Origin of the sequence: Serratia sp. JSRIV006 (assembly GCF_019968685.1) — a bacterium.
In the GTDB taxonomy this organism is placed as follows: Bacteria; Pseudomonadota; Gammaproteobacteria; order Enterobacterales; family Enterobacteriaceae; genus Chania; species Chania fonticola_B.
The window spans coordinates 728,526-750,418 of the sequence record NZ_CP074137.1 but is presented as its reverse complement, the minus strand read 5'-3'; the positions used below and the strand labels follow the sequence as shown (position 1 = coordinate 750,418).

The 21,893-nt window shown below is 54.5% G+C and carries 18 protein-coding genes and 1 pseudogene; 12 read left to right on the top strand and 7 right to left on the bottom strand.

Annotated features, from left to right (window positions below):
- The first annotated feature begins 391 nt into the window (after nt 1-391).
- The 3 genes from KGP16_RS03420 (at nt 392) to KGP16_RS03410 (ending at nt 3,457) form a co-directional block, all read left to right on the top strand.
- Complete coding sequence (locus KGP16_RS03420) at nt 392-1,051, top strand: LuxR family transcriptional regulator (protein ID WP_021179178.1); 660 nt, start codon at nt 392-394, stop codon at nt 1,049-1,051.
- A gap of 106 nt (nt 1,052-1,157) precedes the next feature.
- The gene (locus KGP16_RS03415) at nt 1,158-2,348 is read left to right on the top strand and encodes an MFS transporter (protein ID WP_059199629.1); all 1,191 of its coding nucleotides are present in this window, start codon (nt 1,158-1,160) and stop codon (nt 2,346-2,348) included.
- Nucleotides 2,345-3,457: a class II histone deacetylase gene (locus tag KGP16_RS03410; protein ID WP_223500833.1), complete on the top strand. Its 1,113-nt coding sequence runs from the start codon at nt 2,345-2,347 to the stop codon at nt 3,455-3,457. Before KGP16_RS03415 ends, KGP16_RS03410 begins: the two co-directional genes overlap by 4 nt.
- 41 nt (nt 3,458-3,498) lie before the next feature.
- Here KGP16_RS03410 and mngB read toward each other — a convergent pair whose 3' ends face one another.
- Nucleotides 3,499-6,135, bottom strand: coding sequence for a mannosylglycerate hydrolase (mngB, locus tag KGP16_RS03405; protein ID WP_223500831.1), 2,637 nt, complete (start codon nt 6,133-6,135; stop codon nt 3,499-3,501).
- A gap of 37 nt (nt 6,136-6,172) precedes the next feature.
- Complete coding sequence (mngA, locus tag KGP16_RS03400; protein ID WP_179253644.1) at nt 6,173-8,098, bottom strand: PTS 2-O-a-mannosyl-D-glycerate transporter subunit IIABC; 1,926 nt, start codon at nt 8,096-8,098, stop codon at nt 6,173-6,175.
- A gap of 234 nt (nt 8,099-8,332) precedes the next feature.
- Here mngA and KGP16_RS03395 point away from each other — a divergent pair, with 234 nt between their 5' ends.
- The 3 genes from KGP16_RS03395 to nadS all read left to right on the top strand — a co-directional run bounded on the left by KGP16_RS03395 (nt 8,333) and on the right by nadS (nt 9,923).
- Nucleotides 8,333-9,049, top strand: coding sequence for a GntR family transcriptional regulator (locus KGP16_RS03395; protein ID WP_021807990.1), 717 nt, complete (start codon nt 8,333-8,335; stop codon nt 9,047-9,049).
- Nucleotides 9,050-9,266: 217 nt separating this feature from the next.
- Nucleotides 9,267-9,590 carry a type II toxin-antitoxin system RelE/ParE family toxin gene (locus KGP16_RS03390; RefSeq protein ID WP_039995466.1) on the top strand — a complete coding sequence of 108 codons (324 nt, stop codon included), beginning with the start codon at nt 9,267-9,269 and terminating at the stop codon, nt 9,588-9,590.
- A 42-nt stretch (nt 9,591-9,632) separates the two neighbouring features.
- On the top strand, nt 9,633-9,923 hold the full coding sequence (nadS, locus tag KGP16_RS03385; RefSeq protein ID WP_071682469.1) for a NadS family protein: 291 nt from the start codon (nt 9,633-9,635) through the stop codon (nt 9,921-9,923).
- Between the two features lie 52 nt (nt 9,924-9,975).
- Here the strand turns inward: nadS and KGP16_RS03380 are convergent, their stop codons facing one another.
- Nucleotides 9,976-10,896 (bottom strand): L,D-transpeptidase family protein, encoded by a 921-nt coding sequence (locus KGP16_RS03380; protein WP_021179171.1) that lies wholly within the window; start codon nt 10,894-10,896, stop codon nt 9,976-9,978.
- A gap of 337 nt (nt 10,897-11,233) precedes the next feature.
- Nucleotides 11,234-11,689 (bottom strand): annotated as a pseudogene (locus tag KGP16_RS03375) (helix-turn-helix domain-containing protein); the annotation flags it as partial.
- Nucleotides 11,690-11,832: 143 nt separating this feature from the next.
- Here KGP16_RS03375 and KGP16_RS03370 point away from each other — a divergent pair.
- The 6 genes from KGP16_RS03370 (at nt 11,833) to KGP16_RS03345 (ending at nt 18,092) form a co-directional block, all read left to right on the top strand.
- On the top strand, nt 11,833-12,654 hold the full coding sequence (locus KGP16_RS03370) for a helix-turn-helix domain-containing protein (RefSeq protein WP_021807988.1): 822 nt from the start codon (nt 11,833-11,835) through the stop codon (nt 12,652-12,654).
- 125 nt (nt 12,655-12,779) lie between these two features.
- Entirely contained in the window at nt 12,780-13,541 is a 762-nt protein-coding gene (locus KGP16_RS03365) for a hypothetical protein (RefSeq protein ID WP_051363780.1), read from the top strand.
- Nucleotides 13,522-14,250: an RES family NAD+ phosphorylase gene (locus KGP16_RS03360; protein ID WP_021807986.1), complete on the top strand. Its 729-nt coding sequence runs from the start codon at nt 13,522-13,524 to the stop codon at nt 14,248-14,250. The genes KGP16_RS03365 and KGP16_RS03360 overlap by 20 nt, the downstream gene beginning before the upstream one ends.
- A 305-nt stretch (nt 14,251-14,555) precedes the next feature.
- Nucleotides 14,556-15,557, top strand: coding sequence for a PQQ-binding-like beta-propeller repeat protein (locus tag KGP16_RS03355; protein WP_371822171.1), 1,002 nt, complete (start codon nt 14,556-14,558; stop codon nt 15,555-15,557).
- Nucleotides 15,558-15,668: 111 nt separating this feature from the next.
- Nucleotides 15,669-16,823 (top strand): IS481 family transposase, encoded by a 1,155-nt coding sequence (locus KGP16_RS03350; protein WP_371822664.1) that lies wholly within the window; start codon nt 15,669-15,671, stop codon nt 16,821-16,823.
- A gap of 504 nt (nt 16,824-17,327) precedes the next feature.
- Entirely contained in the window at nt 17,328-18,092 is a 765-nt protein-coding gene (locus tag KGP16_RS03345; protein ID WP_059199618.1) for an HNH endonuclease, read from the top strand.
- 48 nt (nt 18,093-18,140) lie between these two features.
- On the opposite strand, the gene KGP16_RS03340 is transcribed toward KGP16_RS03345, so the two are convergent.
- From KGP16_RS03340 to KGP16_RS03330, 3 genes are read right to left on the bottom strand one after another with little or no spacing between them, the layout of a single operon-like run.
- On the bottom strand, nt 18,141-19,751 hold the full coding sequence (locus tag KGP16_RS03340; protein WP_223498854.1) for a hypothetical protein: 1,611 nt from the start codon (nt 19,749-19,751) through the stop codon (nt 18,141-18,143).
- A 51-nt stretch (nt 19,752-19,802) separates the two neighbouring features.
- Nucleotides 19,803-20,594, bottom strand: coding sequence for a nucleotidyltransferase domain-containing protein (locus tag KGP16_RS03335; protein ID WP_094982194.1), 792 nt, complete (start codon nt 20,592-20,594; stop codon nt 19,803-19,805).
- A 4-nt stretch (nt 20,595-20,598) separates the two neighbouring features.
- A complete protein-coding gene (locus tag KGP16_RS03330) occupies nt 20,599-21,822 on the bottom strand; it encodes an RtcB family protein (RefSeq protein WP_179248431.1) in 1,224 nt (407 codons plus the stop codon).
- Nucleotides 21,823-21,893: the final 71 nt, after the last annotated feature.

Genomic DNA, 21,893 nt, shown 5'->3' with positions numbered 1-21,893 from the left:
AGCCGCCAAGGGCGGTAATCTCACTATAGGAAGGAAAGCGAAAGGCTGGCTATCGTCCTTAAGGACGAGAGACGTAAAGGGAGTAAGGGGGAGTTGAGCTACTGGGCAAAAAGCACCATTAGCGAGAAATTACTTTAAATTCAATAGTAACCGCTCGGCAATTTTTATTAATGTGTTAATGAAAAAGCCACTTTCTGTCAGAAAGACACCCCGTCAATCAGCATGGGGATGTTGTTATTAATGTATTTTATTGCAATCCGGCTCACGTTGTTAATATGTTTTCGTTGTGTTGCATAATTGCTACACCTATGCTGATATCGTTCACATATTGTCCAGATACCTTTGCAGGTGTCCTTCAGGGTACTGAGCGATCAACGGAGGAAAATGCATTATGACAACCACATCATCCTTCATGCGTAACGATGCTTTTATCTCGAGCTGTCTGAATACCATTGCGCATCTGATCCCAGTTTCTGCCGGGGTTTTTTATCTGGTGGACCCGGACCTGCGGCCAGATCACTATATTCTTCATGGTATTAGCGCTGATACTCATCAGCAATATCTCGACCATTTTCAACAGTTGGACCCGTTAAAACCGGCCAACTTCCACCAGCAAGACATCCAGATGGTGAACATGACGCCAGCGGCGATCGCCAATAACCGCCACTATTATCACGACTTTATGCTACCCAATCGCATGCGTGACATGACGGAGATTTTTATCCGCCAGCGTAAGCGGATCATTGCCGGGGTTTCTCTGATCCGCGATACGCCGTTCACCGAATTGGAGCGCAGCCGCTTACGTGCGGTGCTGCCGTTGATCGAGTTGGCCACCCGCGATCTACTGCCAGATAGTGAAGCCCAGTTGCTCACCGCCAAAGAGCAGGAGATCGTCAATATGGTGCGTGAAGGGGCCAGCAATAAGCGCATTGCCTTGCAGCTCGGTATCTCTCTATCGACGGTGAAAACCCATATGCGCAACATCTTTGCCAAAACCGCCGTGGTTAATCGTACCGAACTGGTCTCCAGCGGTTTTATTGCCTACGGCTGATCCTGACTAAAGCAGTAACAATCAACCATACGCCAATGCTGGCGCGGCCTCCCCATGCTTAAAAAGCGTGGAGGGTAATGATTGACGAAACTCAAGGATAATGACGATGTCCAGTGATGCAGTTTCTGTGCCTTCTGCCGGGGCCTTGCTCCCCTGCCCACCCAGGCTGTTAACGGCGATTATCGTGTTTGCCGCCATCGCACCGGGGATCCTGATGACCGCCCCCGCCGTCGCTGCCCAGTTAGCTAGCCAGTGGCACCTCACGCCAGGCCAGATCGGCCATCTGTTTTCCACCGAACTGGGAGCCATGAGCATCGCCACGCTGCCTGCCTGGTGGTGGATCAGCCGGATCAACTGGCGCAAAATCGCCACGCTGGCGGCTGTCGTCTTCCTGATCGGCAATCTGGCCTCGGCGATGGCCACCGATTTCAGCCTGCTATTGGCCTTGCGATTTATCGCTTCACTAGCCGGTGGCACGCTGATGATCCTCTGCATTTCCTGCGCGGCGGGCACCGCCAACCCCAGCCGGGTCTATGCCTTTTGGGTGCTGGGCCAACTGCTGCTAGGCGTATTCGGCTTGCTGGCATTGCCCCCGCTGTTTGCTCATTTCGGCCTGATGGCCGTTTATCTGATCCTGGCGGCGATCATGCTGTGTTGCCTGCCGTTACTGGGCGCATTCCCTAGCGGCTTTCGCCATAGCCACAGCGCGGCCAGTCAGATGCCTCCAAGCCCCCCCATCTACAAGCTGTTTGCCGTGCTGGCGGTATTGGCCTTTTACATCAGCCTGAGCGCGGTCTGGACCTTTATCGGCACTATCGCCGAGGCCGCAGGCCTTTCACCGGTGCACAGCGGGCAGGTGCTGGCCGCCGCCACCCTGTTTGGCATCATCGGGGCTGGTGGGGCGGCACTAGTTGGCGCAAGACGCAGCCACAAACCGCTGCTGTGGATCGGCTACGGCCTGCTGATTGCCAGCGTCCTGCTGCTGAGCCGCAACCCGCTACTCATTCGCTTCACCCTCGCCGCTGTGATGTTCAAGTTTACCTGGACCTTTGTGCTGCCATTTATTCTGGCGCGCGTCTCGGTGCTGGATAACAACGGCAAGCTGATGAACAGCATCAATCTGGTGATTGGCGGCGGCATGGCCATTGGCCCCACGCTGGCAGGTTACCTGATCGAATCTTCCGGCGGGATCAACGCATTGCTGATCGGCGCATTGAGCTGTGCGCTACTGTCACTGCTGCTGATCTCGCTGGCTTCACCGCGCGCGCCGCGCCGTTTAACAGGAGTCATAAGGTGAAAAGAACAACCGGTTTTTTCTTCGATGAACGCTGTTTCTGGCATAGCACCGGCCTACATGCCACCACGCTGCCGGTGGGCGGCTGGGTGCAGCCGCCTTCGGGGGCTGGGCATGCCGAATCGCCGGAAACCAAGCGGCGGATGAAAAACCTGATGGACGTTTCCGGCCTGTCGCGCCAGCTCAAGCTGCTGAGTGCCGAGCTGGCCGATGAGGAAGATTTACTGCGCATCCATCCGGCACATTATCTGCAACGGTTCAAACAACTGAGTGATAACGGCGGCGGTATGTTGGGAGAAGAGGCACCTTTGGGTCCAGGCAGCTATGAGATTGCCAAACTCTCCGCCGGGCTAGCCTGCGCTGCGGTCGAGGCGGTGCTGAAAGGTGAACTGGACAATGCCTATTCCCTGTCGCGCCCACCGGGCCATCACTGCCTGCCGAATCAATCGATGGGGTTCTGCTTCCTGGCTAATATTCCCATTGCCATCGAACGCGCCAAAGACCGTTTCGGGCTAGGCAAGGTGGCGGTGATCGACTGGGACGTGCACCACGGCAACGGCACCCAGCATATCTACTGGCAACGTAATGACGTGCTGACCATCTCATTGCACCAAGACGGCTGTTTCCCGGCGGGCTACGCTGGCGAACAAGATCGCGGTGAAGGGACCGGAACGGGTTACAACATCAATATTCCGCTGCTGGCCGGGACCGGTGACGACGGCTATCACTACGCCATGCAGCAAATCGTCATTCCGGCACTGGAGCAGTTCAAACCAGAGATGATCATCATCGCCTGCGGTTACGATGCCAACGCCATCGATCCACTGGCGCGGATGCAGTTGCACAGCGACAGTTTCCGCGCTATGACCGCGCAGGTGCAAAGCGCTGCGGACAGGCTCTGTGGTGGCAAGCTGGTGATGGTACATGAAGGGGGTTATTCCGAAGCCTATGTGCCGTTCTGCGGCCTGGCAGTAATGGAAGAGTTGAGCGGCATACGCACCGAGGTGCAGGACCCGATGCTGGAATTTATTCAGCAACAGCAGCCCCGCGAAGCGTTTAACCAGTTCCAGCGTGACGCTATCGACCAACTGGCACGCCAATTCGGTTTATAGCTGCATTCGGAGGCGTGGCAATCCACGCCTCTGGCTGTTAGCTAGCGAATAAAGCGGAAGGTTTTCGACTGGCAAGGGGCCAAGGTAGTGAAATCCCCTTTAGCCACATCCTGCTGTGGCAGCGGATGCTCGTCCATCCCAGTTTCCAACCATTCCTTGACTGGCTCTGCCAATGTTAACTGTCCGCCGATCGACACCTGCTCCGAAGGGTTATACACGCGAATAATCAAAGCATCGGCATCCTCAGCCTTCTTCAACACGCTCAATACTGGGCCTGATTCTGGCATCGAAAGCAGGCTAAAGTGCAGCGGCGTGCGGAAGTTTGCCAGATTGAGCTTCATCGCATCAAACGGGATTTTGTTATAACAGCGTATCGGTGTGACGTAGGCCCGAGCCTGCTGCATCACGCCCGCCCGGTGTGGATCTCCTGCAAAACCGAACAGGCTGAACCGGCAATGCAATTTGCCACGCATCTGGGAATCAGGCGTTGGTAGCTTGATGCCAGAAGGGCGACCTGGCCGCAACAGCAATTCTTCTTTACCCAGCACGCCTACCGAACGGAACAGCGTCAAGGCAAAGGTATCGCGGCGCTCACCAACAATCTCGAACTCGCGCAGCCCCTCGGTAAACAACGCCAACCCATGCAGATCGTCATGCAGGGCGGCAAAATTCATCAGTTGCCACACTGGGATCGGCGCTTCTTTCCAGCCCTCTTGCTGCCAAACGGCCATCGCCGGATCGTCCACCGGACGAGTAATACAGCCAAACTGGTTATCCGCCAGCACGCTTTCACTGGCGAACGGCGTTGGGATCAACACCCGTACGCGATGATCGTCGGCCTGGTTATCCAGCCACATCTCAATATCGATCCGGCGGCTGTTGTGGGCTAACGTCACTTGGCACAGCACATCCAGATAACCGTCACTACGGCGCTCCGCCCGCTGTTGCAGGTTGGCTGGCAATGCCATACGCAGTTCCAGTGTGGCGATACTCTGCCAAGCCTCATGTTTGATGGAGGTAGCCACTGCGCTTTGCGTGGAATAGATCAACCACTCTTCACGGGAAGGCGAATAGTCATACTCATCGCCATCGTCGGAGCCATCCTCCAGTTGCAGCACCTGCTGATAGAGATAGCCGCTCTGTTTATCGGTAATATCCAACGTACCGTTGGCATTCAGGGCAATGCGGTAATACTCGTTTTCCAACAGTTCTGCCGGTTGTGACGCAGCTTGGCGTTGCTGGCCTGCCTGGTTGGCATGAATATGCAGGGTGCAATATCCCATCGCGGGCAATGACTGACAGAGTTGAATGTCGTATTCCATAAAGGGATCGTAGTTGCCGTAATGCACAATCTGGCGATCTACCAGTCCAGGATCGATCTCCCGCGCGGCGCGGATAAAATACTCCACCGGCTGGCCCTGTTCGTCCACCAGCGAGAACTGCTGGGCACGAATACGAATGGTGGTGTTGATCATCTCTTCACGCGGGTAAGGCAGCAGGTTGAAGAACGTCAGTTTGTCGGCATCTGCGTGCTGTACCGGCATATTGTCGACGATCTTGCGCATATAGAAGCGCACCAGGTTTTCCGCCATGTCGTCCGCCAGAATAAAGCGCGTCATGATCTCCTGATGTACCTTGTCGCTACAGCAACAGCCGATGCTGTCATGGGCGTGGTTCTTGAGGATCTCTTTCCACATTTTCTCCAGCAGGCCGTGATGGTATTCAAAACCCAGCGACCAGGCGATCGCCGCCAACGGCTCGAGGATATTAACGATTTTGTTCTCGATCTCGGCGTGGGCGATCTTGATGTCCATGCGGGTAGACGAGATGGTGCGGTGCACGCGCATGTATTTGCCGTCGTTAAACTCCCCCTTCAGCGTCGCCAAACGTTCACGACTGGCCTCAATCCGTTCGAAGACCTCTTCAAAGCGGCTCATGACAAACTCGCGCTGCGGGTAAATCTCGCGCAGTTTGGCCATCACCTGGAAGATATTCTGTTGCAGCGGCATCTGATCGTGGCCATTCGGCAACAGGATATCCTTGGTAACCGAGGCGTTTTCCAGCACGGTGAAATAGCTGTCCAGCCGTTTGCGCAGCCCGGCTTCATCTTCGGGCAGGTATTTACCAATGGCGTAACCCAGCGGCAGCACCTGTGCCGCAACTTCGCTGCCGTCGTTGCTTTGCCACAGGAACTCGGTCTTGTCGGTGCCGTGGCGCTCGGAGCAGCCGCGCCAGAACATGGCGCGCGTGATACCAAACCCGTTGAAAATATGCGGTAACTGCGAAGACATGCTGAAAGAGTCCGGCAGATAGCCGATCTTCATCGGTTCGCCAAAGGACAGGCAGTCGCGCATGCCAAACATCAGGTTACGAACGATCGATTCCCCTGACACCACCATGGTATCGGTTTGGGTATACCACGGGCCAACGATCAGCTTGCCAGCCTGCACCAACGCTTTCACCCGCTCGTGGTTTTCTGGTTTGATGGCGAAGTAGTCTTCCAGCACCGCCGTTTGCCCATCCAATACATAGAAGCGATACTCGGGATCGGTTTCCAGCCGGGTCAGGATCTCTTCCATGTTGTTGATCAGCAGGATGCGTGACTCCTCGGTGGTGAAATACCACTCACGATCCCAATGCATATGCGGTGTAATGTGAACACGTGATACAGCTTTCATAATCAATTCCTAAATAAGACAGCTAATTCGTCTGGAATTACTGCGGCTGAACGAGGGTGTATTTGCCCTGCTTCATCGCCTGACGGCGCCAAAGGATCAGCACCAATGTTGAGATCGCCGTGCCAAGCAGCGCCGCCCCCAGCCAAACGGCTGCCGACAGCAAGCCACCGAGGCCATTATCGTGCAGCAGGAACAGCGAGAAGATCCCCGCGCCCGGCGTCGACAGGCCAATCCCCATCCCACCAACGATCGCACCGGTCACCAGCGATCCCACCAGGAAGGAACCGATCACCCGCACAGGATCTTCAATTGCCATCGGGATTGCCCCTTCGGTAATGCCTGCCAGACCAAGCAACCAGGTCGATTTACCGGTTTCAATCTCGAACTGTTGGAACAGCCGTGGGGCCAGCAACGTTGAAGCGGTAACCGTAAAGGCCGAGACCATTTTAACCGCGCCAAAGATCGCATAAGGGCCGAACACACCGTTGGCCATCGCACCCAGGCAGAACGCATAGGCTGCCTTGTTCACCGGGCCGCCGAGGTCGAAAGAACACATAAAACCGAGGATCGCTCCCAGCACCAACGCGTTGGTACCAGACAGGCCGTTAAGCCAGGCGGTCAGGCTGTTGTTCAACCAGGCCACCGGCTCGCCGATCACAAACAGCATCAAGCTGCCCGCTACCAGCGTGCCAATCACCGGGTAAAGATAAAACGTCAGGAAACCGTTGAAGTTGGGGCTGAGGCGCACATGGTTTTTCACCCAGCGCATCAGATAGCCGGCGATCAGGCCGCCCACAATACCGCCAAGGAAGCCGGAACCAATCATGTTTGCCGCCAGCCCGGCCGCAAAACCTGGGCCAAGGGCCGGTTTATCCGCCAGCGAATATGCCGTGTAGGCCGCCAATACCGGCACCATCAAGATACCTAGCATGCCACCACCCAGCTTGCGGTACATCCACAGCCAAGAGTTCTCTTGATCGAACAGATGCTGCAGACCAAAGATTTGCGCCAGCAGTACCGAAACAGCCAACACCGTGCCACCCGCCACAATCAGCGGCACTGCAAAAGAGATCCCGCTGAGTAATGCCTGTTTGAGTTCGGTCTTCACGCTATTTTTCTGCACCGGCGCTTCGCTTTGCTGCACCCGCTCAGCACCGTTAGCGGATTGGCCCACAGCCAATGCCTGCTGCAAAATGCGTTCGGCGTGTTTGATTGGCTCGGCGACCGGCGTTTCGATACGGGGGATACCGTTGAAGCGCTCCACTTCTTTAATCGCGACTTCGGCGGCGAACACGCAGGCCGTCGCACTATTTAGCTGTTCCGCCGTCAGGCGGCCTTCGATCCCGTTGGCTCCTTGTTTCTCCACATACACGTTGATGCCGAGCTTGCGCCCCGCCTTCTCAAGATATTCCGCCGCCATATAGGTATGGGCGATACCGGCCGGGCAAGCGGTGACGCACACCACCGTAGGCCGCGAATCATCCTGCGGTTTGGGGGCAGATTCCGGCGTCCCTCCTGCCAACAGGGCCAACAACTGTTCCGGAGTGCTGGCCTGTAACACTGCCGCGCGGATATCGTCATCCACCAGCGCCGTTGTCAGGCTGGTCAGTAATTGCATATGCGTGGTACCGGCCTGCGCCTGCGGGATCGCCAGCAGGAAGATCAGGTTGACGCTTTCCGGCCCATCAATCCCTTCCCACTCCAACGGCGTGTTCAGCGTGGCAACGGCAAATGCGGCTTCCTTTACCGCATCGCTTTTACCATGGGGCACCGCCAGCCCTTCACCCAGCGCGGTAGGGCCTTGCGCTTCCCGGGCAAAGACCTCGCGTAGAAAAGCCGCTTTGTCGTGTAATTTGCCTTGCGCATCTAGTTGGTCGGCAAGCAGATGAATGGCCTGATCGCGCCCCGCAAAGGCTACTTGCAGGTTTATCAGGCTGGGGTGGGTCAGGCTGCTCAGGTCCATCTTAATCCTCACGCTGAAGCCAGGGCGGCTCCGTCAATAAACAGGCGGCGATCATACCAACACAATCCACACCAATTTGTGATCAATTTCAAATCAACGTCATTTTTGTATTAAATTTGTATTAATTCAACTTAAAAACAACTTACCGAGAAATAGCGTTATTGGTTTGTTTATCCCTGGCCTAAGGCTAGAATGCGGGCAGCAGATCCAACAACCAGCCGGGGACACTCAAGCGTGAGCAAAAAGCCTATTTATCGCCAGATTGCGGATACCCTGCGCCAACAGGTTGCGGATGGTGAACTGAAACCCGGCGACGCGTTACCGACCGAGGCTTTACTGCGCGAGGAGTACAACGTCAGCCGGGTAACGGTGCGCCAGGCGTTGAAATTGCTGACCGAAGAGCAGGTGATTGAGAGCATTCAGGGCAGTGGCTGGTACGTCAAAGAGGAAAAGGTCAATTACGATATCTATCAGCTCACCAGCTTTTATGAAAAGTTGGCGGATCGCAACGTGGAAACCCACAGCGACGTGCTGATCTTTGAAGTCGCCAAGGCCAGCCCAACCATCGCCGAAGCATTGCACCTGACTACTGAAGACAAAGTGTATTACGTCAAACGGGTGCGCTATATCAAGCAAAAACCGGTCACGCTGGAAGAGACCTGGATGCCGTTGGCGCTGTTCCCCGACCTCAGTTACGAAGTGATGCAGAAATCCAAATATCACTACATCGAACAGGTTAAAAAGCGGGTGATTGACCGCAGCGAGCAGGAGATCATCCCGGTAATGCCAAGCGAAGAGGTGGTGAAGGCGTTAGGGATCGATCCGCAGAAACCGATCCTGGAGAAGGTCTCCACCGGTTTTCTCAACGACGGCACGGTGTTTGAGTTCAGCCGCAACTTCTTTAAAAGCGAAGATTACAAGTTCACCCTGGTAGCCAAGCGAACACGCTGAGTTTTTCCCATAAAAAAGACGCCCGCAGGCGTCTTCTGAAACTGCAGACATTCCCCACCAAACTCACAAGGGGGCCCGTACGGCCCCCCTACAAACTCCACAATATTGTCAAACTGAGATTGCCGCAGGCGTCTGTGCAATTTTTCTGTACAATAAACCATCAGAACTTGATTGTCGTACTATGTACGAGTATTGTGAATGATATGGAGGCGTCGTAATGGAATACTTTGAGTTCATCGAAACCCCAGTTTTTAGCAGGCAACGCGAAACCCTATTAGACGATGATAGCTTTCGTGAACTACAAACCCACCTGTTAAAATATCACTCAGACGGCGATACTATAAGTAAAACAGGCGGTTGTAAAAAAATCCGATGGAACCGTCCAGGCATGGGGAAACAAGGTGGTGTAAGAGTTATCTATTACGTTATCACCCGCAGCGGCAAGCTTTACCTACTGATTGTTTATCCTAAAAACGCCAAAGACGACTTAACCGAATCCGAGAAAGCGATACTTAAAGCGTTAACGGATAAACTGAATTAAACGGTGCCGCACAAGGTATAGCACTTGCTTAGAGGTTGCACAGTGGACAAAGAACTTTTTAACGATCTGGTCGAAAGCATGGAACAGATGGTCGCGATTGAAAAAGGCGAAATGCAGCCTGCTCGTGTCCATCGCCATCATATCCCCAACGTGAAATCACTACGCGAAGCCAGCGGCATGAAGCAGGAAGAGTTTGCGCAGGCGGTTGGAGTTAGTCCTTCCCTAGTGCAAAGTTGGGAACAAAATCGCCGAATACCCTCCGGCTCTTCACTCAAAATCTTGCTGATGATTGAGCGCCACCCCACAATTGTTAACGATCTACTCACCATCTAAATTCCATAAAAAAAGACGCCCGCAGGCGTCTTTTTCACAGCAACAGCCTAAATCAGTTCACTTTAACCGGCATACCGGAACGAGCCTTGATGGCCGCGTCCACGACGCTCTGGTCAACGGCTGGATCCATCAGCACTTTGCCAACCGGCGCGGTAATGGTGATTGGCACTGGCTCTTTCGACTTCAGCTCTTCTTCGTTGGCAGACAGCGGGTTGTGCACTTCCAGGTAACGTGAACCGTCTGGCTCAACGGAAGCCTTCACCGGCTCGTTGATGAACTGTACGCGAGTGCCTACTGGCACGCTGTCGAACAGGTATTTGATGTCATCAGCACGCAGACGCACACAGCCATGGCTCACGCGCAGGCCGATACCGAAGTTGGCGTTGGTACCATGGACCGCATACAGACGGCCAACATAGAGCGCGTACAGACCCATCGGGTTATCCGGGCCTGCCGGGAATACGGCTGGCAGGATTTCACCATCGGCAGCGTACTCTTCGCGCATTTTAGCGGTTGGCGTCCAGGTTGGGCCTGCCTTCTTACGCTGTACTGTAGTGACCCAGTCCAGCGGCGTATCTTTACCCAACTGGCCGATACCAATCGGCAGCACCACGACGGTCTTGGTGCCTTTCGGATAGTAGTACAGACGCATTTCTGCGCTGTTGATAATGATGCCTTCACGCGGGGCGTCTGGCAGGATCAACTGTTGTGGGATGGTCAGCGTGCTACCTGGCAGCGGCAGGAACGGGTCAACACCAGGGTTAGCCTCCAGCATGTTGCTCAAGCCCATCTGGTATTGAGCCGCAAAGCTCTCCAGCGGCAATTTGCTGTCTGCAGGCACGGTGATCTGAATATTTTCCCCAACCAGACGGCTGTCTTTGGCGGGCAAAGGGTATACAACGGCGAAGGCAGCCTGGCTGAATGCAACCAGAGCGGTAAACAGGGTTAATAACGCGCGAATGCTCATTTTCATCTTCGTAGTAAAGTGGTGGCCGCACTGGCTAAAAATGGTATGTGTTCTGCCCGGCCTGGTTTGACCGGATGCGCATTATATGTGCACTTGCCGCCAAGATGGAAACATTACTCGCGCCGATACCTCACTTTTTTGTAGCCGGATATGGGGAAAAGTGTTCTTTTGGTAAATTCCTGCCTTAGCGTAGCCCATTTCCCCCTCGCCATGGTGGATCGAGATAAGATATTTACAGCCGATTGCCGCCGTTGAAACCTCTGCTGACAATGCCTGATGTCGCCTTTCAGGCTATACGCGGTGACGGATAATCCCTGCTGGAGCAGCGGCTGTTGCGAGTACCCACTTGCCCCAGCGTACAGCTCCCCTGCTGCACGTGCCCCCCTGATTTCATCGGCGGCAGCGCAATAATCTCCACCTCTGGCGTTGGCTCATTGGTCATATGCAACGGCGGTTGCAAACCCTCACCAGGCCAGTCCAGATTGCGGCGATAGGCCGCTGGCGGCACACCAAACTGCTTTTTAAAACTCCGGGTGAAGGTCTGCTGGGAATCGAACTGGTATTTATCTGCGATACAGGCAACCGTGGTGCTGGTCAGGCGCAGTTCACGCGCCGCCGCCGTCAGCCTTCTGCGCCGGACATAGCTCCCCAACATTTCACCGGTGAAGTGTTTAAACATCCGTTGCAGGTGCCATTTGGAATAGCCAGATTTGGCCGCGATGCTACCCACCGTCAAGAGCTGATCCAGGTTTTGCTCAATCCAGGCCAGAAGTTGACTGATGACATTTTCCTGGTGCATAGCCTCTCCTTTTGCGTTATCGGTCATGAGCGCGTTACCACAAAACACGCCAGTGGCGCTTACTCTATCGGCGTTGGCGCTAGACCACATTGCACAATCAAGACATAATATTGCTCAAACACGCCAATGTGATAATTGTTCTCATGAAAGCCACTTGCCAGCATCCCAGACCCGATATCGATAACGTGCCACGCGCCATCTTCGCGGTTCAGGCATCAAGCGTGCAGAAAGACTGGGAATGCACCCATCATCGTCACCGCAAGGCGCAATTGATTTACACGGTGCGCGGCATGATCCGCTGCGAAGTGGAAAATGGCCTGTGGCTGGTGCCGCCACAGTGCGCGCTATGGATGCCCAGTAACGTCAGCCACAACGCGCGGGCCACCAGCCAAAGTGAATGCTATTGCCTGTTCGTTGAGCAGGACGCCATCCCTGGTTTGCCGCAAAACTGCTGCACTCTGACAGTGTCCCCTTTGCTGCGAGAGCTGCTGCTGCAGGCCAGCCAGTTCGATATTCTCTACCCGGAAGAGGGCCCAGAAGGGCGTATTGCGCAGGTTTTGTTGGATCAACTGGCCGCCGCACCGCTGGAGAACCTGCACCTGCCGGTATCCAATGATGCACGCATCCGCCAACTGACCGAACAACTGCTGGCCAACCCCGCCGATAAATCCACTCTGGGCCAGTGGGCACAACGCATTGGCATGAGCGAGCGTTCACTCAGTCGCACGCTGCAACAGCAGATGGGCATGAGCTTTGGCCACTGGCGGCGGCAATTACATGTGATGCTGGCTCTGCAACGCTTAACCCAAGGTGAAAGCGTCCAGACCGTGGCGTTAGATCTCGGCTACGAGAGTGCCAGTGGCTTTGTCACCATGTTCCGTAAAGCAGTAGGTAAGCCCCCTGCCCGTTATCTGGCCGAAAAAGCTGCTGCAGATCAGGCTGTTGCTGGTGCGATTAGGCTGTGAGTTCGTTCTTCGACTGAACATGTTGCCTGCATCTGTTCTGGTCAATTCTCACACAACCTGCTATAACTGAGGATAGTTTGGTTAGAATGGTTAAAACGGTTAGCTTTAGCTAACGGGAGAAGAGAATGCTGGCCCGAGAAATCGACATCAACAGAGATGGCCTCAGGATCAGGGAAGATGGGCTGCAGATGGTCATCAGTAAAAGGAAAATGAAGGCGCAGAAGCCTTTCTTTCAGCTGAAAGTTGATATAGACAACTCAACGTCTCTCGGCGTGGTCGAAGAGCACCTGAAAATCATGTTGCAAACTCTCCGCCAGGTTAGAGAAGCTGAAAACGATCATGGCGACATATGCCACATCGACGAAACACGTTTTGAAGCCATGTTTCATAGCCTGGAGCAACAGATCAATCCAGATGACACTGCCCGGATAATTCTTCCGCGGGATACGCAAAAGCCCGTCAACCACAGCGGACTGGTTGATATCTCCAAGGTGGAGCGCGGGCGTGAGCATATCCTGGCGGCCAGTGAATGGCTCACGGCAGAGCAGATTTCCCATCTGGCAGGCTTTGCTACCGAGAACCCCTCGGCCCAGCCAAGCAAATGGAAAAGCCATAACCGCATATTTTCATTGAAGAAAGGGGCAACACAACTCTTTCCCCGTTATGCGCTGGATGATAACTATCGCCCTCTCCCCGTTATGGCAGTGTTACTCGCCAGCTTTAAAAACCTGAAACACGGCTGGGGGCTTGCCCAGTGGTTCGCGACGTCAAACGCCCTGCTGGCTGGCCGCCGTCCCATGGAGATGTTGCAATCATATCCGGCCAATGTGATTGCGGCGGCGGAATATGAAGCGAAAAGGATCGCCGATGGGGCAGAACAAAATTAAACAGAAGGGTGAGCCCAAAAAGGAAGATTTTGGTTCACCCATTTTTCTTGGCCGCAAGATTACTGCCCCTGGTAAGACTCTGCGGGTAAGAATCGAAGTCATCCCCAAAGGCACGGTGTTACATCGCTGCCATGATGCGCAGTACCCCGGTGACAGTTTTAATCCCGGCAGAATATTGCTTCCCCATGAGTATGGAGCCCGCTTCAGCCCTATCTGGGATGCGGCCTTGGATCTGATCCCCACCATGTATCTGGCCAGCAGTTGCGAAGCCGCAATCGCAGAATCGGTTTTTCACGATGTGGTCGCCACCGGCAAAACGGAATTTTTCGACTTACGCCCATTTACCAATATGCACTACATCCAGTTGCAACTAGAGCGGGATCTTAACGTCGTCAGTTGCCGAGCACAGGACTGCATCTATATGGGCATCGATCGTGACGAATTGATCGGTAGTTCCCAGCTCGAATACTCACAAACCCGAGCCTGGTCGCAGGCTATTTATCAACAGCATCATAATGTTGACGGAATGCAGTGGTACTCAAAAAGAGATGACGATCATTTCGCCTTGGTCCTGTTTGGCGGCCAACGGGTCATGGCTAGTGAACTCTCAATAGTCGAACCCTCCAGCCGTCTTCTCAGCCATAAAACCCTTGGCCAAATTATCCAAAAGACCGCCGAGCGTCTGGGCCTGATCCTGACCGAAGAGTAGACACTGGCTGGATATTCTCCTCTCTCTGATTTCCCTAAACGTGACAGTTATCGCCCCAAGCAACAAAAGTGCTCCCCTTCCGTAAGAATAATGATTATCATTCACAAATATAGTGAGCCGCATGCAATGACATGACCGGCCAGATTTTGCTTTCGATTCAATGTTGAGCCCGATTTAGCCGCCGAGCAGCAGCCCGGTGGTGACCTGTATTTTGATGAAATGGAGCTTTTATGAACGCTATGATGACCACCAGCCGTAAGTTTGGCGGACGTGCGGTTTACCCTCTGTTACTGCTCAGCAGCCTGATGTTTTCCACCTCTGTGCTGGCACAGACAGAAACGGAACTGCTGCGTAAGCCGGTAGGTAAAGGCGCTTACGAGATGGTGTACAGCCAGGGCGAGAATGCGCTGTATCTGGCAACTTCACAGAGCCGCAAGCTGGATAAGGGCGGCATCGTCTATCGCCTCGACCCACAAACGCTGGATATCACGCAGATCATTCATAACGATATCAAACCGTTCGGTGCCGCCATCAATACCAAGACCGACACTCTCTATTTTGGTAACACCACCAGTAACTCGCTGACCGCGATCGACGGCAAAACCGGCGAAGTGAAAGGCCGCCTGGTGCTGGATGCGCGTAAACGCTCTGATACCGTGAAACCATTAGCCCCACGTGAGCTGGTGGCAGACGCGACCACGGACACCGTCTATATCACCGGCCTGGGCGAATCCAGCGTGGTTTGGGTTGTGGATGGCAAGGATCTGACCCTGCGCACCACCATCACCGAAACCGGTAAATACGGTACCGGTCTGGCGCTGGATGCAGCGGCAAGCCGCCTGTATGTGACCAATGCCGATGGCGAGTTGGTGACTATCGATACCAAAACCAACAAGGTGCTGTCACGTAAGAAGCTGGATGAGTCTAAGGAACACTTCTTCCTGAATATCAGCCTGGATCCGGCAAACCATCGTGCGTTTATTACCGACTCCAAACAGCCACAGGTGCTGGTTGTTGATACCAACAACGGCAACATTCTGCAGAAGATCGACGTGCCGGAATCCCTGGCCGTGCTGTTTAACCCAGCGCGTAATGAAGTCTACGTCACTCATCGTAAAGAAGGCACCGTGAGCGTAATCGACGCCAAGAGCTACAAGCTGTTGGAAACCATCAAGACGCCAACGCATCCAAACAGCCTGGCACTGTCACCAGATGGTAAGACGCTGTATGTGAGCGTGAAACAGGCTTCAAGCCGTGAAAAAGAAGCGACCGATCCGGATGATGTGATCCGCATTGCGTTGAAATAACAGCGTTATTCTCCCTCACCCTAACCCTCTCCCCTGTACAGACCGGGGACATCATGAACACTTGTTCGGGGACATGGTAGACACTTACAACATAGGTATGAGTACTTCTGAGTGGAGTTGCTTATGCCGTGGGATGAGAGATCTGCCATGTCATTACGTACCGAGTTTGTGCTTTTCGCCTCGCAAGAAGGCGCTAATATCCGTGCGCTATGCCGTCAGTTCGGCATAGCGCCTGCTACCGCATACAAGTGGTTACATCGCTGGCACTCTGATGGGCACGCCGGTCTGAACGAACGTTCTCGAGCGCCACACCATTCCCCCAGCAGAACCTCTGACACCGTTGTCCAACATCTCCGCGCTGCACACCTGGCCCATCCGATGTGGGGCGCACGCAAGCTCAAGCGGTGGCTCGAGATGCAGGGGCATACGTTACCGGCCGCCAGCACCGTGCATAACCTCATGCGCCGCCATGACCTGCTACCGGGCGGTCCGTCACCGGCGCCCACCGTCGGACGCTTTGAACATGACGCCCCGAACCGACTCTGGCAGATGGACTTTAAAGGCCACTTCCCCTTCGCCGAAGGGCGTTGTCATCTGCTGACCTTGCTGGATGACCATTCGCGCTTCTCGCTCTGTCTGGCGCACTGCCCGGACGAGCGACGTGTCACCGTGCAGTCACAGTTGATAGCGGTGTTCGAACGTTATGGCTTGCCGGAGAGAATGACCATGGATAATGGTGCCCCCTGGGGCGACACGACGGGCAGTTGGACCGCGCTGGAACTGTGGCTGATGCGTCAGGGTATCCGGGTGGGTCACTCTCGGCCTTATCATCCTCAGACTCAGGGTAAGCTGGAGCGCTTCCACCGCAGCCTGAAGGCAGAGCTCCTGCAGGGACGGTGGTTTACCCATGCCGCGCAGTTGCAGGAGGTGTTCGACGCCTGGCGAGATACCTACAACCTGGAACGCCCACACGAAGCCCTGTCAATGGCGGTGCCAGCGTCCCGTTATCAGCCTTCATCGCGACAGTACAATGGCAATCCGGCGGCAGCCGAGTATGACGAGGGGGTCCTGGTCAGGAAAGTGGATGTCAGTGGAAAACTGAGCCTGAAAGGGATGGGTCTGAAAGTGGGCAAGGCCTTTATCGGTGAATATGTCGGGCTGAAGGAAAGTGAGAGAGAGGGCTACTACGAGGTATGGTGGTACAGCACGAAAGTGGGGATGATCGACCTGAGAAATAGGTCGATCATCATGGGTAAAGGATGTTAAAAAGTGTTCACCATGTCCTTGAACACCTGTCTACCATGTCCCCGGTCTGTACACCCCAAGGAGAGGGAATCGAACGTGCAACGGTTTACGCCAGCGTTTGAAAGCCACAGCGCTGGGGTGGGAAGAATAGTCTCAACCTGGCTTTTTACCCTTTGGCTCCCGCTTCTCTCCCGCTAATGTCAATCCACGTCAAGCTCCTTAACGAAGCTTATCACTTAATTACCTGAGCTTATCTTGAGCCAGCGATCACGATGTCCTACGGTATCGGTAGTTTGAATGGATAGCTAACTGACCGTAAAAAGGATCAATGATCATGGGAAAGGTCATCCAGGACGCCGTTAATCTCAGACAAAATCCACGGCCCCCTGAGGCTGCAAACATTTATTCACTGGCTCGCCACGTAGGGGCGCTGCATGTTATCGATGAAAGTAGGCAATCACCGATGTGCCTGGCATAGTAAGTGGCTCAACTAACACCATTAAGTTATGCCACAACGAGGCCCTGATGGTTGCCGTCAATCTCTGGACACGGGAACAGTTGCTGGTAGCTTTTACGCTATACAGCCAAATCCCTTTTGGTAAATTGCACGCCAAAAACCCCGACATTATCCACTATGCCGGGTTAATCGGCCGCTCACCTTCGGCATTGGCAATGAAGTTAGTGAATATCGCCAGTCTGGATCCGTTTATCGTTAACTCTGGCCGTCGTGGACTGACAGGGGCATCCAAAGCAGATGAAGCGCTATGGCAGGAAATGAACCTCGACAGTGACGCCTTTGAACGGCAGTGCCAATTTGCGATGACACAGTTGCAGCCTCCGGTCACGGCCTTACATGACAGCGTAATAGAAGACTTCAGTGGCAGAGAAAGAACCACCATCATCAATGCGCGTGTTGGCCAGCAGTTGTTCCGCAAGCGGGTGCTGGATGCGTATGAAAATCGCTGTTGCCTGACCGAACTGGAAGAACCGATGCTGCTGGTCGCCAGCCATATCCGCCCGTGGAAGCATACCGTTGAACATCGGCTCAACCCCAACAACGGATTATGTCTGTCCAACCTGCACGATAAAGCGTTCGATCGCGGGTTAATCACCTTTAATGAACACCTTGAGCTGGTGCTTTCACCGCGCCTTAAACAACTGAAAAGCACCATCAGCGAAGAGAACTTTGCCAAATATGAAGGTCGCAGGCTGAGGCAACCGGTCGATTTCCCTCCGGATGCCAGCCAGTTGGCCTATCATCGGCAAAACATTTTTATCGCTAAAAACTGAAAAGCCCTGAGAATGACTCTCAGGGCGGTTGACCAAACCTACATCGACTCAGGCTGTCGCAATCTTCAGATTTGCGCACAACGCTTGCAGCCGCTCGCGTAACTGCTCATCGGGTTCAATACGTAAGCCCACCAGCAAAGCCTGTAACATTTCAGGTGACCAAGCAGTCTGTGGCCATGCTTCTAAAGCGTTCAGCGTCATATGCCGGTTACGGATCACCTCACTACGTAACCCTACCGCCAACAATGACCAGCCCATGCCGGGGAATTTTTTGAGATCCTGCAGCACAAAATCCAGCGCCTGATGCTGTCGGTAAGCCAACCCTAGCCCCATCGCCGTTCCTGGACCGGAGGCGATAGCCCCTAAATCCAGCTGCTGTTCGGCCAGCGATATCACTCTGGCAATATGCTCTGGTTGGTCGGTCTGCATTAACTGATACCAGTTGTCATCCGTTGGATCTGCTGACTGCCGTGAGTAAATGGCCTCCCACGGATCCTGCTGACGCAGCCGGCTAGCGGCAACGGCCAGATTGAAAAGATACTTGTCACTCCCCTGCAAGTCATTGTCGATAACACCTGGCCATTGCGGCTGTGCCATCACCGCATTGGTCAGTTCGACCAGCCGCCCGCACTGATCCTGAGTCCACGTGGCATTCTCTGCACCACTTTGTTCCTGTGCAAAACGTGCAATATCACCCGCCGCCAGATAATGCTGTATTTCTGCCGGAGGAGCCGCTAACAAGCATCGCAGATAACATTCGCAAGCCTGTGCGCCATCGTCATAATCATGCATATCCCGCGCCGGACCGCCATTAATTAACGCCTGCAAAATCTCCGCAGCGCCCAATAACCGCGCCGCATCAGGTTGCCGCTGCATTGCCTGGAGCAGTTGTCCATGGATAGCGCAATGCCAGGCAGTGTATTCATACATCACCGCGTTGCGATAACCTTCGCAGATCAACCAATCGCGGCTTTGTTGCGTCAAGGGGGTGGGTAAACGCTCGATCAGTTGTACTCTTCCCCAACCATCAGTCCGCTTGGCTAATGCAAGCCAGGCGCTTTCATACTCATCGGCGGGTAGCATTGATCCTAATGCCACTACCGCATAGAGTGTGAACTCGTCATGCCCTCCCAATACGTTGAGTATCTCGCGGTTTTTCTGCGTCGGGAACAGAGCCAACAGCGCCATGGCGACCTTGACCACGTTACGATCCGGGCTTTCGGTGGCCAGCCATTCCACCAAAGCTTGCAATGTGTTGGCGGGCAACTGCGGATCCTGTGCAACCTCAGGCAACAATGCATCGATATAATCTAACGGAGTTTCCTGACACAACAGATTATAGAGCTGCTCGACATTCTGCTGCTGCGGCTTATGCAACACACTTCTTAGTGTAACCATGATGGCCTCAACCGGCGATTCATCTTCGGTTGTGCCCCCATGATGACCAAAAACTCCATCAAGCGCCCCTGCCGACCAACGGATTTTGCCATCAATGGCCGGGGGCTCATCCGGCAAGGTTTGCGCTTCCGCGGGCAATGGCTCGGCCCTATGCTGCCAAGGTGCCAACCAACGATAAATTGCCGTACGGTCCGCCGCCCAAGGAGCCGGGAAAGCCGTTGGAATATCCTTGCCAAATAAACGTGTTAACCATGTTTTCATTTTTTATCCTTATCATTTCATGACCGGGGAGCCTTCCTTCTCCCCGGTTGATTACCCCATCACCGTGCGATAAAGCAGTTCATCCAGCGATTGGTCGCTGCGGGCCGGGCTGTCGGGCAAGGCTTCCTGCCGGGCATCCGCCGTCAGTTCCTGAGCGATAAACGCGTGGATCCTTTCTCTACGCGGGCCATACTCTGCCTCACCTGCGCGCCGTTTCGCCGCCAGTAATTCATGGATTTCCTCCAACAACAGCGGATCCGCCACCGTGCCAGCCAACAGTTGGTCAAAACGCATCGGTGGCACGCCCTTGCCCGCTTCTATCCAGCGCACCGCCAGCAACGGGCGCAGCACGTAGAAGTATTTCTTCAGCCGTACCTGCTCCCCCTGCAAATAGCCACGGAAGTTTTTCCTGGCCATCGACAGGTAGTGCCAACGCGCCCGCTGCGCGGAGAACCACTCCGGCACCACATCACGTAACGCCGCGACGCTCTCAGGGGCTTCCTGATACACCACCGGTGAATCCAGCCACTCGATCAGCGTCGGGTTAGCCCGTTTCAGCAAGCCAAGCGCCTTGCGCCATTCCCAGCCACAGACATCCAGCTCATGATCGATTGGCAGCTCTATCACATCCCTCTGCGCTTCTACCCGCAGATACCATTCTGGTGGATGAACATACAAAAAGCGCACGTCGTAATCGCTGTCCGGCGAGGCAAAGCCCCAGCCGCGACTCCCAGACTCGCAGGCATAAAGCACCCGCACGTCGTAACGTTTTTCTACCTCACCCAACGCTTGCCGGACTCTTTCCCGCATGGCGCTGTCCACGCCGTTTAATTGCTGTTCCATCACGTTATCCTTTTACACACACCACCTGCCGCAGGGTATGGACGATTTCCACCAGTGAAGACTGTGCCGCCATCACCGCATCGATATCTTTATAAGCCATTGGGATCTCATCGATCACCTCGCTGTCCTTACGGCATTCCACATGTTCGGTGGCCCGGATCTGATCGGCCACGGTGAAGCGTTTTTTCGCCGCCGTACGGCTCATGGTGCGGCCAGCGCCATGGCTGCAAGAGCAGAAGCTCTCTTCGTTCCCCAATCCGCGCACGATGAAGCTTTTCGCCCCCATTGAACCGGGGATGATCCCCATCTGCCCTTTCTGCGCAGACACGGCACCTTTACGCGTCACCAACACCGGCTCACCAAAGTGCGTCTCACGTTGCACATAGTTATGGTGGCAGTTCACAGCCTCTTGCTGAGTGGTGAACGGTTTAGTCACGATACGCGACAGCGCTGCCAGCACGTGTTCCATCATCACTTCCCGGTTATGACGAGCAAAATCCTGCGCCCAACCCACGGCTTCCATATAGTCATCAAAATGCTGGCTGCCTTCCTCGAAATAGGCCAGATTACGATCCGGCAGGTTAGCGATATGCTGTTGCATATCCTGCTGCGCCAACGCAATAAACAATGAGCCGATGGCATTCCCCACGCCACGGGAACCGCTATGCAGCATCACCCACACCTGCTGCGTTTCATCCAGGCAAACCTCGATAAAGTGGTTACCCGTTCCCAACGTTCCCAAATGCTGATAGTTGTTGGTTTTCAGCAACTGCGGATATTTGTCGGTCAAACGCTTGAAGCGCGGCAGCAACGTGGCCCAATGCTGATCGACCGTTTGCGGTGGAGTTTCCCAGGCCCCTTTATCTCTTCTGGAACGGGTCGAGGTGCGGCCATGCGGTACCGCCTGTTCGATGGCGCTACGCAGCCCGGCCAGGCTATCCGGCAGGTCGGACGCCACCAGCGAAGTACGCACCGCAATCATGCCGCAACCAATATCCACGCCAACGGCCGCCGGAATAATTGCGCCACGGGTAGGGATCACGCTACCAATGGTGGAGCCTTTACCCAAATGCACATCCGGCATCACCGCCAGATGTTTAAAAATAAACGGCATTTTGGCCGTATTCAGCAACTGCTCACGCGCTTCTGGCTCTACGGGCACGCCCTGTGTCCACATTTTGATCGGTGCGCTGTTAACCGGTGCCATCAACTCATAATTATTCTTCATTCTTTAGTCATCCTTTTTCTTTTGACGTAGTGGATATAGCGAAAGGCGTGCCAACTCGGTCAAAAACACTC

Bases quoted from the DNA above. Each gene is read 5' to 3' on its own strand.
- KGP16_RS03420 (WP_021179178.1), top strand. From the start codon at position 392: ATGACAACCACATCATCCTTCATGCGTAACGATGCTTTTATCTCGAGC.
- KGP16_RS03415 (WP_059199629.1), top strand. From the start codon at position 1,158: ATGTCCAGTGATGCAGTTTCTGTGCCTTCTGCCGGGGCCTTGCTCCCC.
- mngB (WP_223500831.1), bottom strand. From the start codon at position 6,135: ATGAAAGCTGTATCACGTGTTCACATTACACCGCATATGCATTGGGAT.
- mngA (WP_179253644.1), bottom strand. From the start codon at position 8,098: ATGGACCTGAGCAGCCTGACCCACCCCAGCCTGATAAACCTGCAAGTA.
- KGP16_RS03390 (WP_039995466.1), top strand. From the start codon at position 9,267: ATGGAATACTTTGAGTTCATCGAAACCCCAGTTTTTAGCAGGCAACGC.
- KGP16_RS03380 (WP_021179171.1), bottom strand. From the start codon at position 10,896: ATGAAAATGAGCATTCGCGCGTTATTAACCCTGTTTACCGCTCTGGTT.
- KGP16_RS03370 (WP_021807988.1), top strand. From the start codon at position 11,833: ATGAAAGCCACTTGCCAGCATCCCAGACCCGATATCGATAACGTGCCA.
- KGP16_RS03365 (WP_051363780.1), top strand. From the start codon at position 12,780: ATGCTGGCCCGAGAAATCGACATCAACAGAGATGGCCTCAGGATCAGG.
- KGP16_RS03360 (WP_021807986.1), top strand. From the start codon at position 13,522: ATGGGGCAGAACAAAATTAAACAGAAGGGTGAGCCCAAAAAGGAAGAT.
- KGP16_RS03355 (WP_371822171.1), top strand. From the start codon at position 14,556: ATGTTTTCCACCTCTGTGCTGGCACAGACAGAAACGGAACTGCTGCGT.
- KGP16_RS03345 (WP_059199618.1), top strand. From the start codon at position 17,328: ATGGTTGCCGTCAATCTCTGGACACGGGAACAGTTGCTGGTAGCTTTT.
- KGP16_RS03340 (WP_223498854.1), bottom strand. From the start codon at position 19,751: ATGAAAACATGGTTAACACGTTTATTTGGCAAGGATATTCCAACGGCT.
- KGP16_RS03335 (WP_094982194.1), bottom strand. From the start codon at position 20,594: ATGGAACAGCAATTAAACGGCGTGGACAGCGCCATGCGGGAAAGAGTC.
- KGP16_RS03330 (WP_179248431.1), bottom strand. From the start codon at position 21,822: ATGAAGAATAATTATGAGTTGATGGCACCGGTTAACAGCGCACCGATC.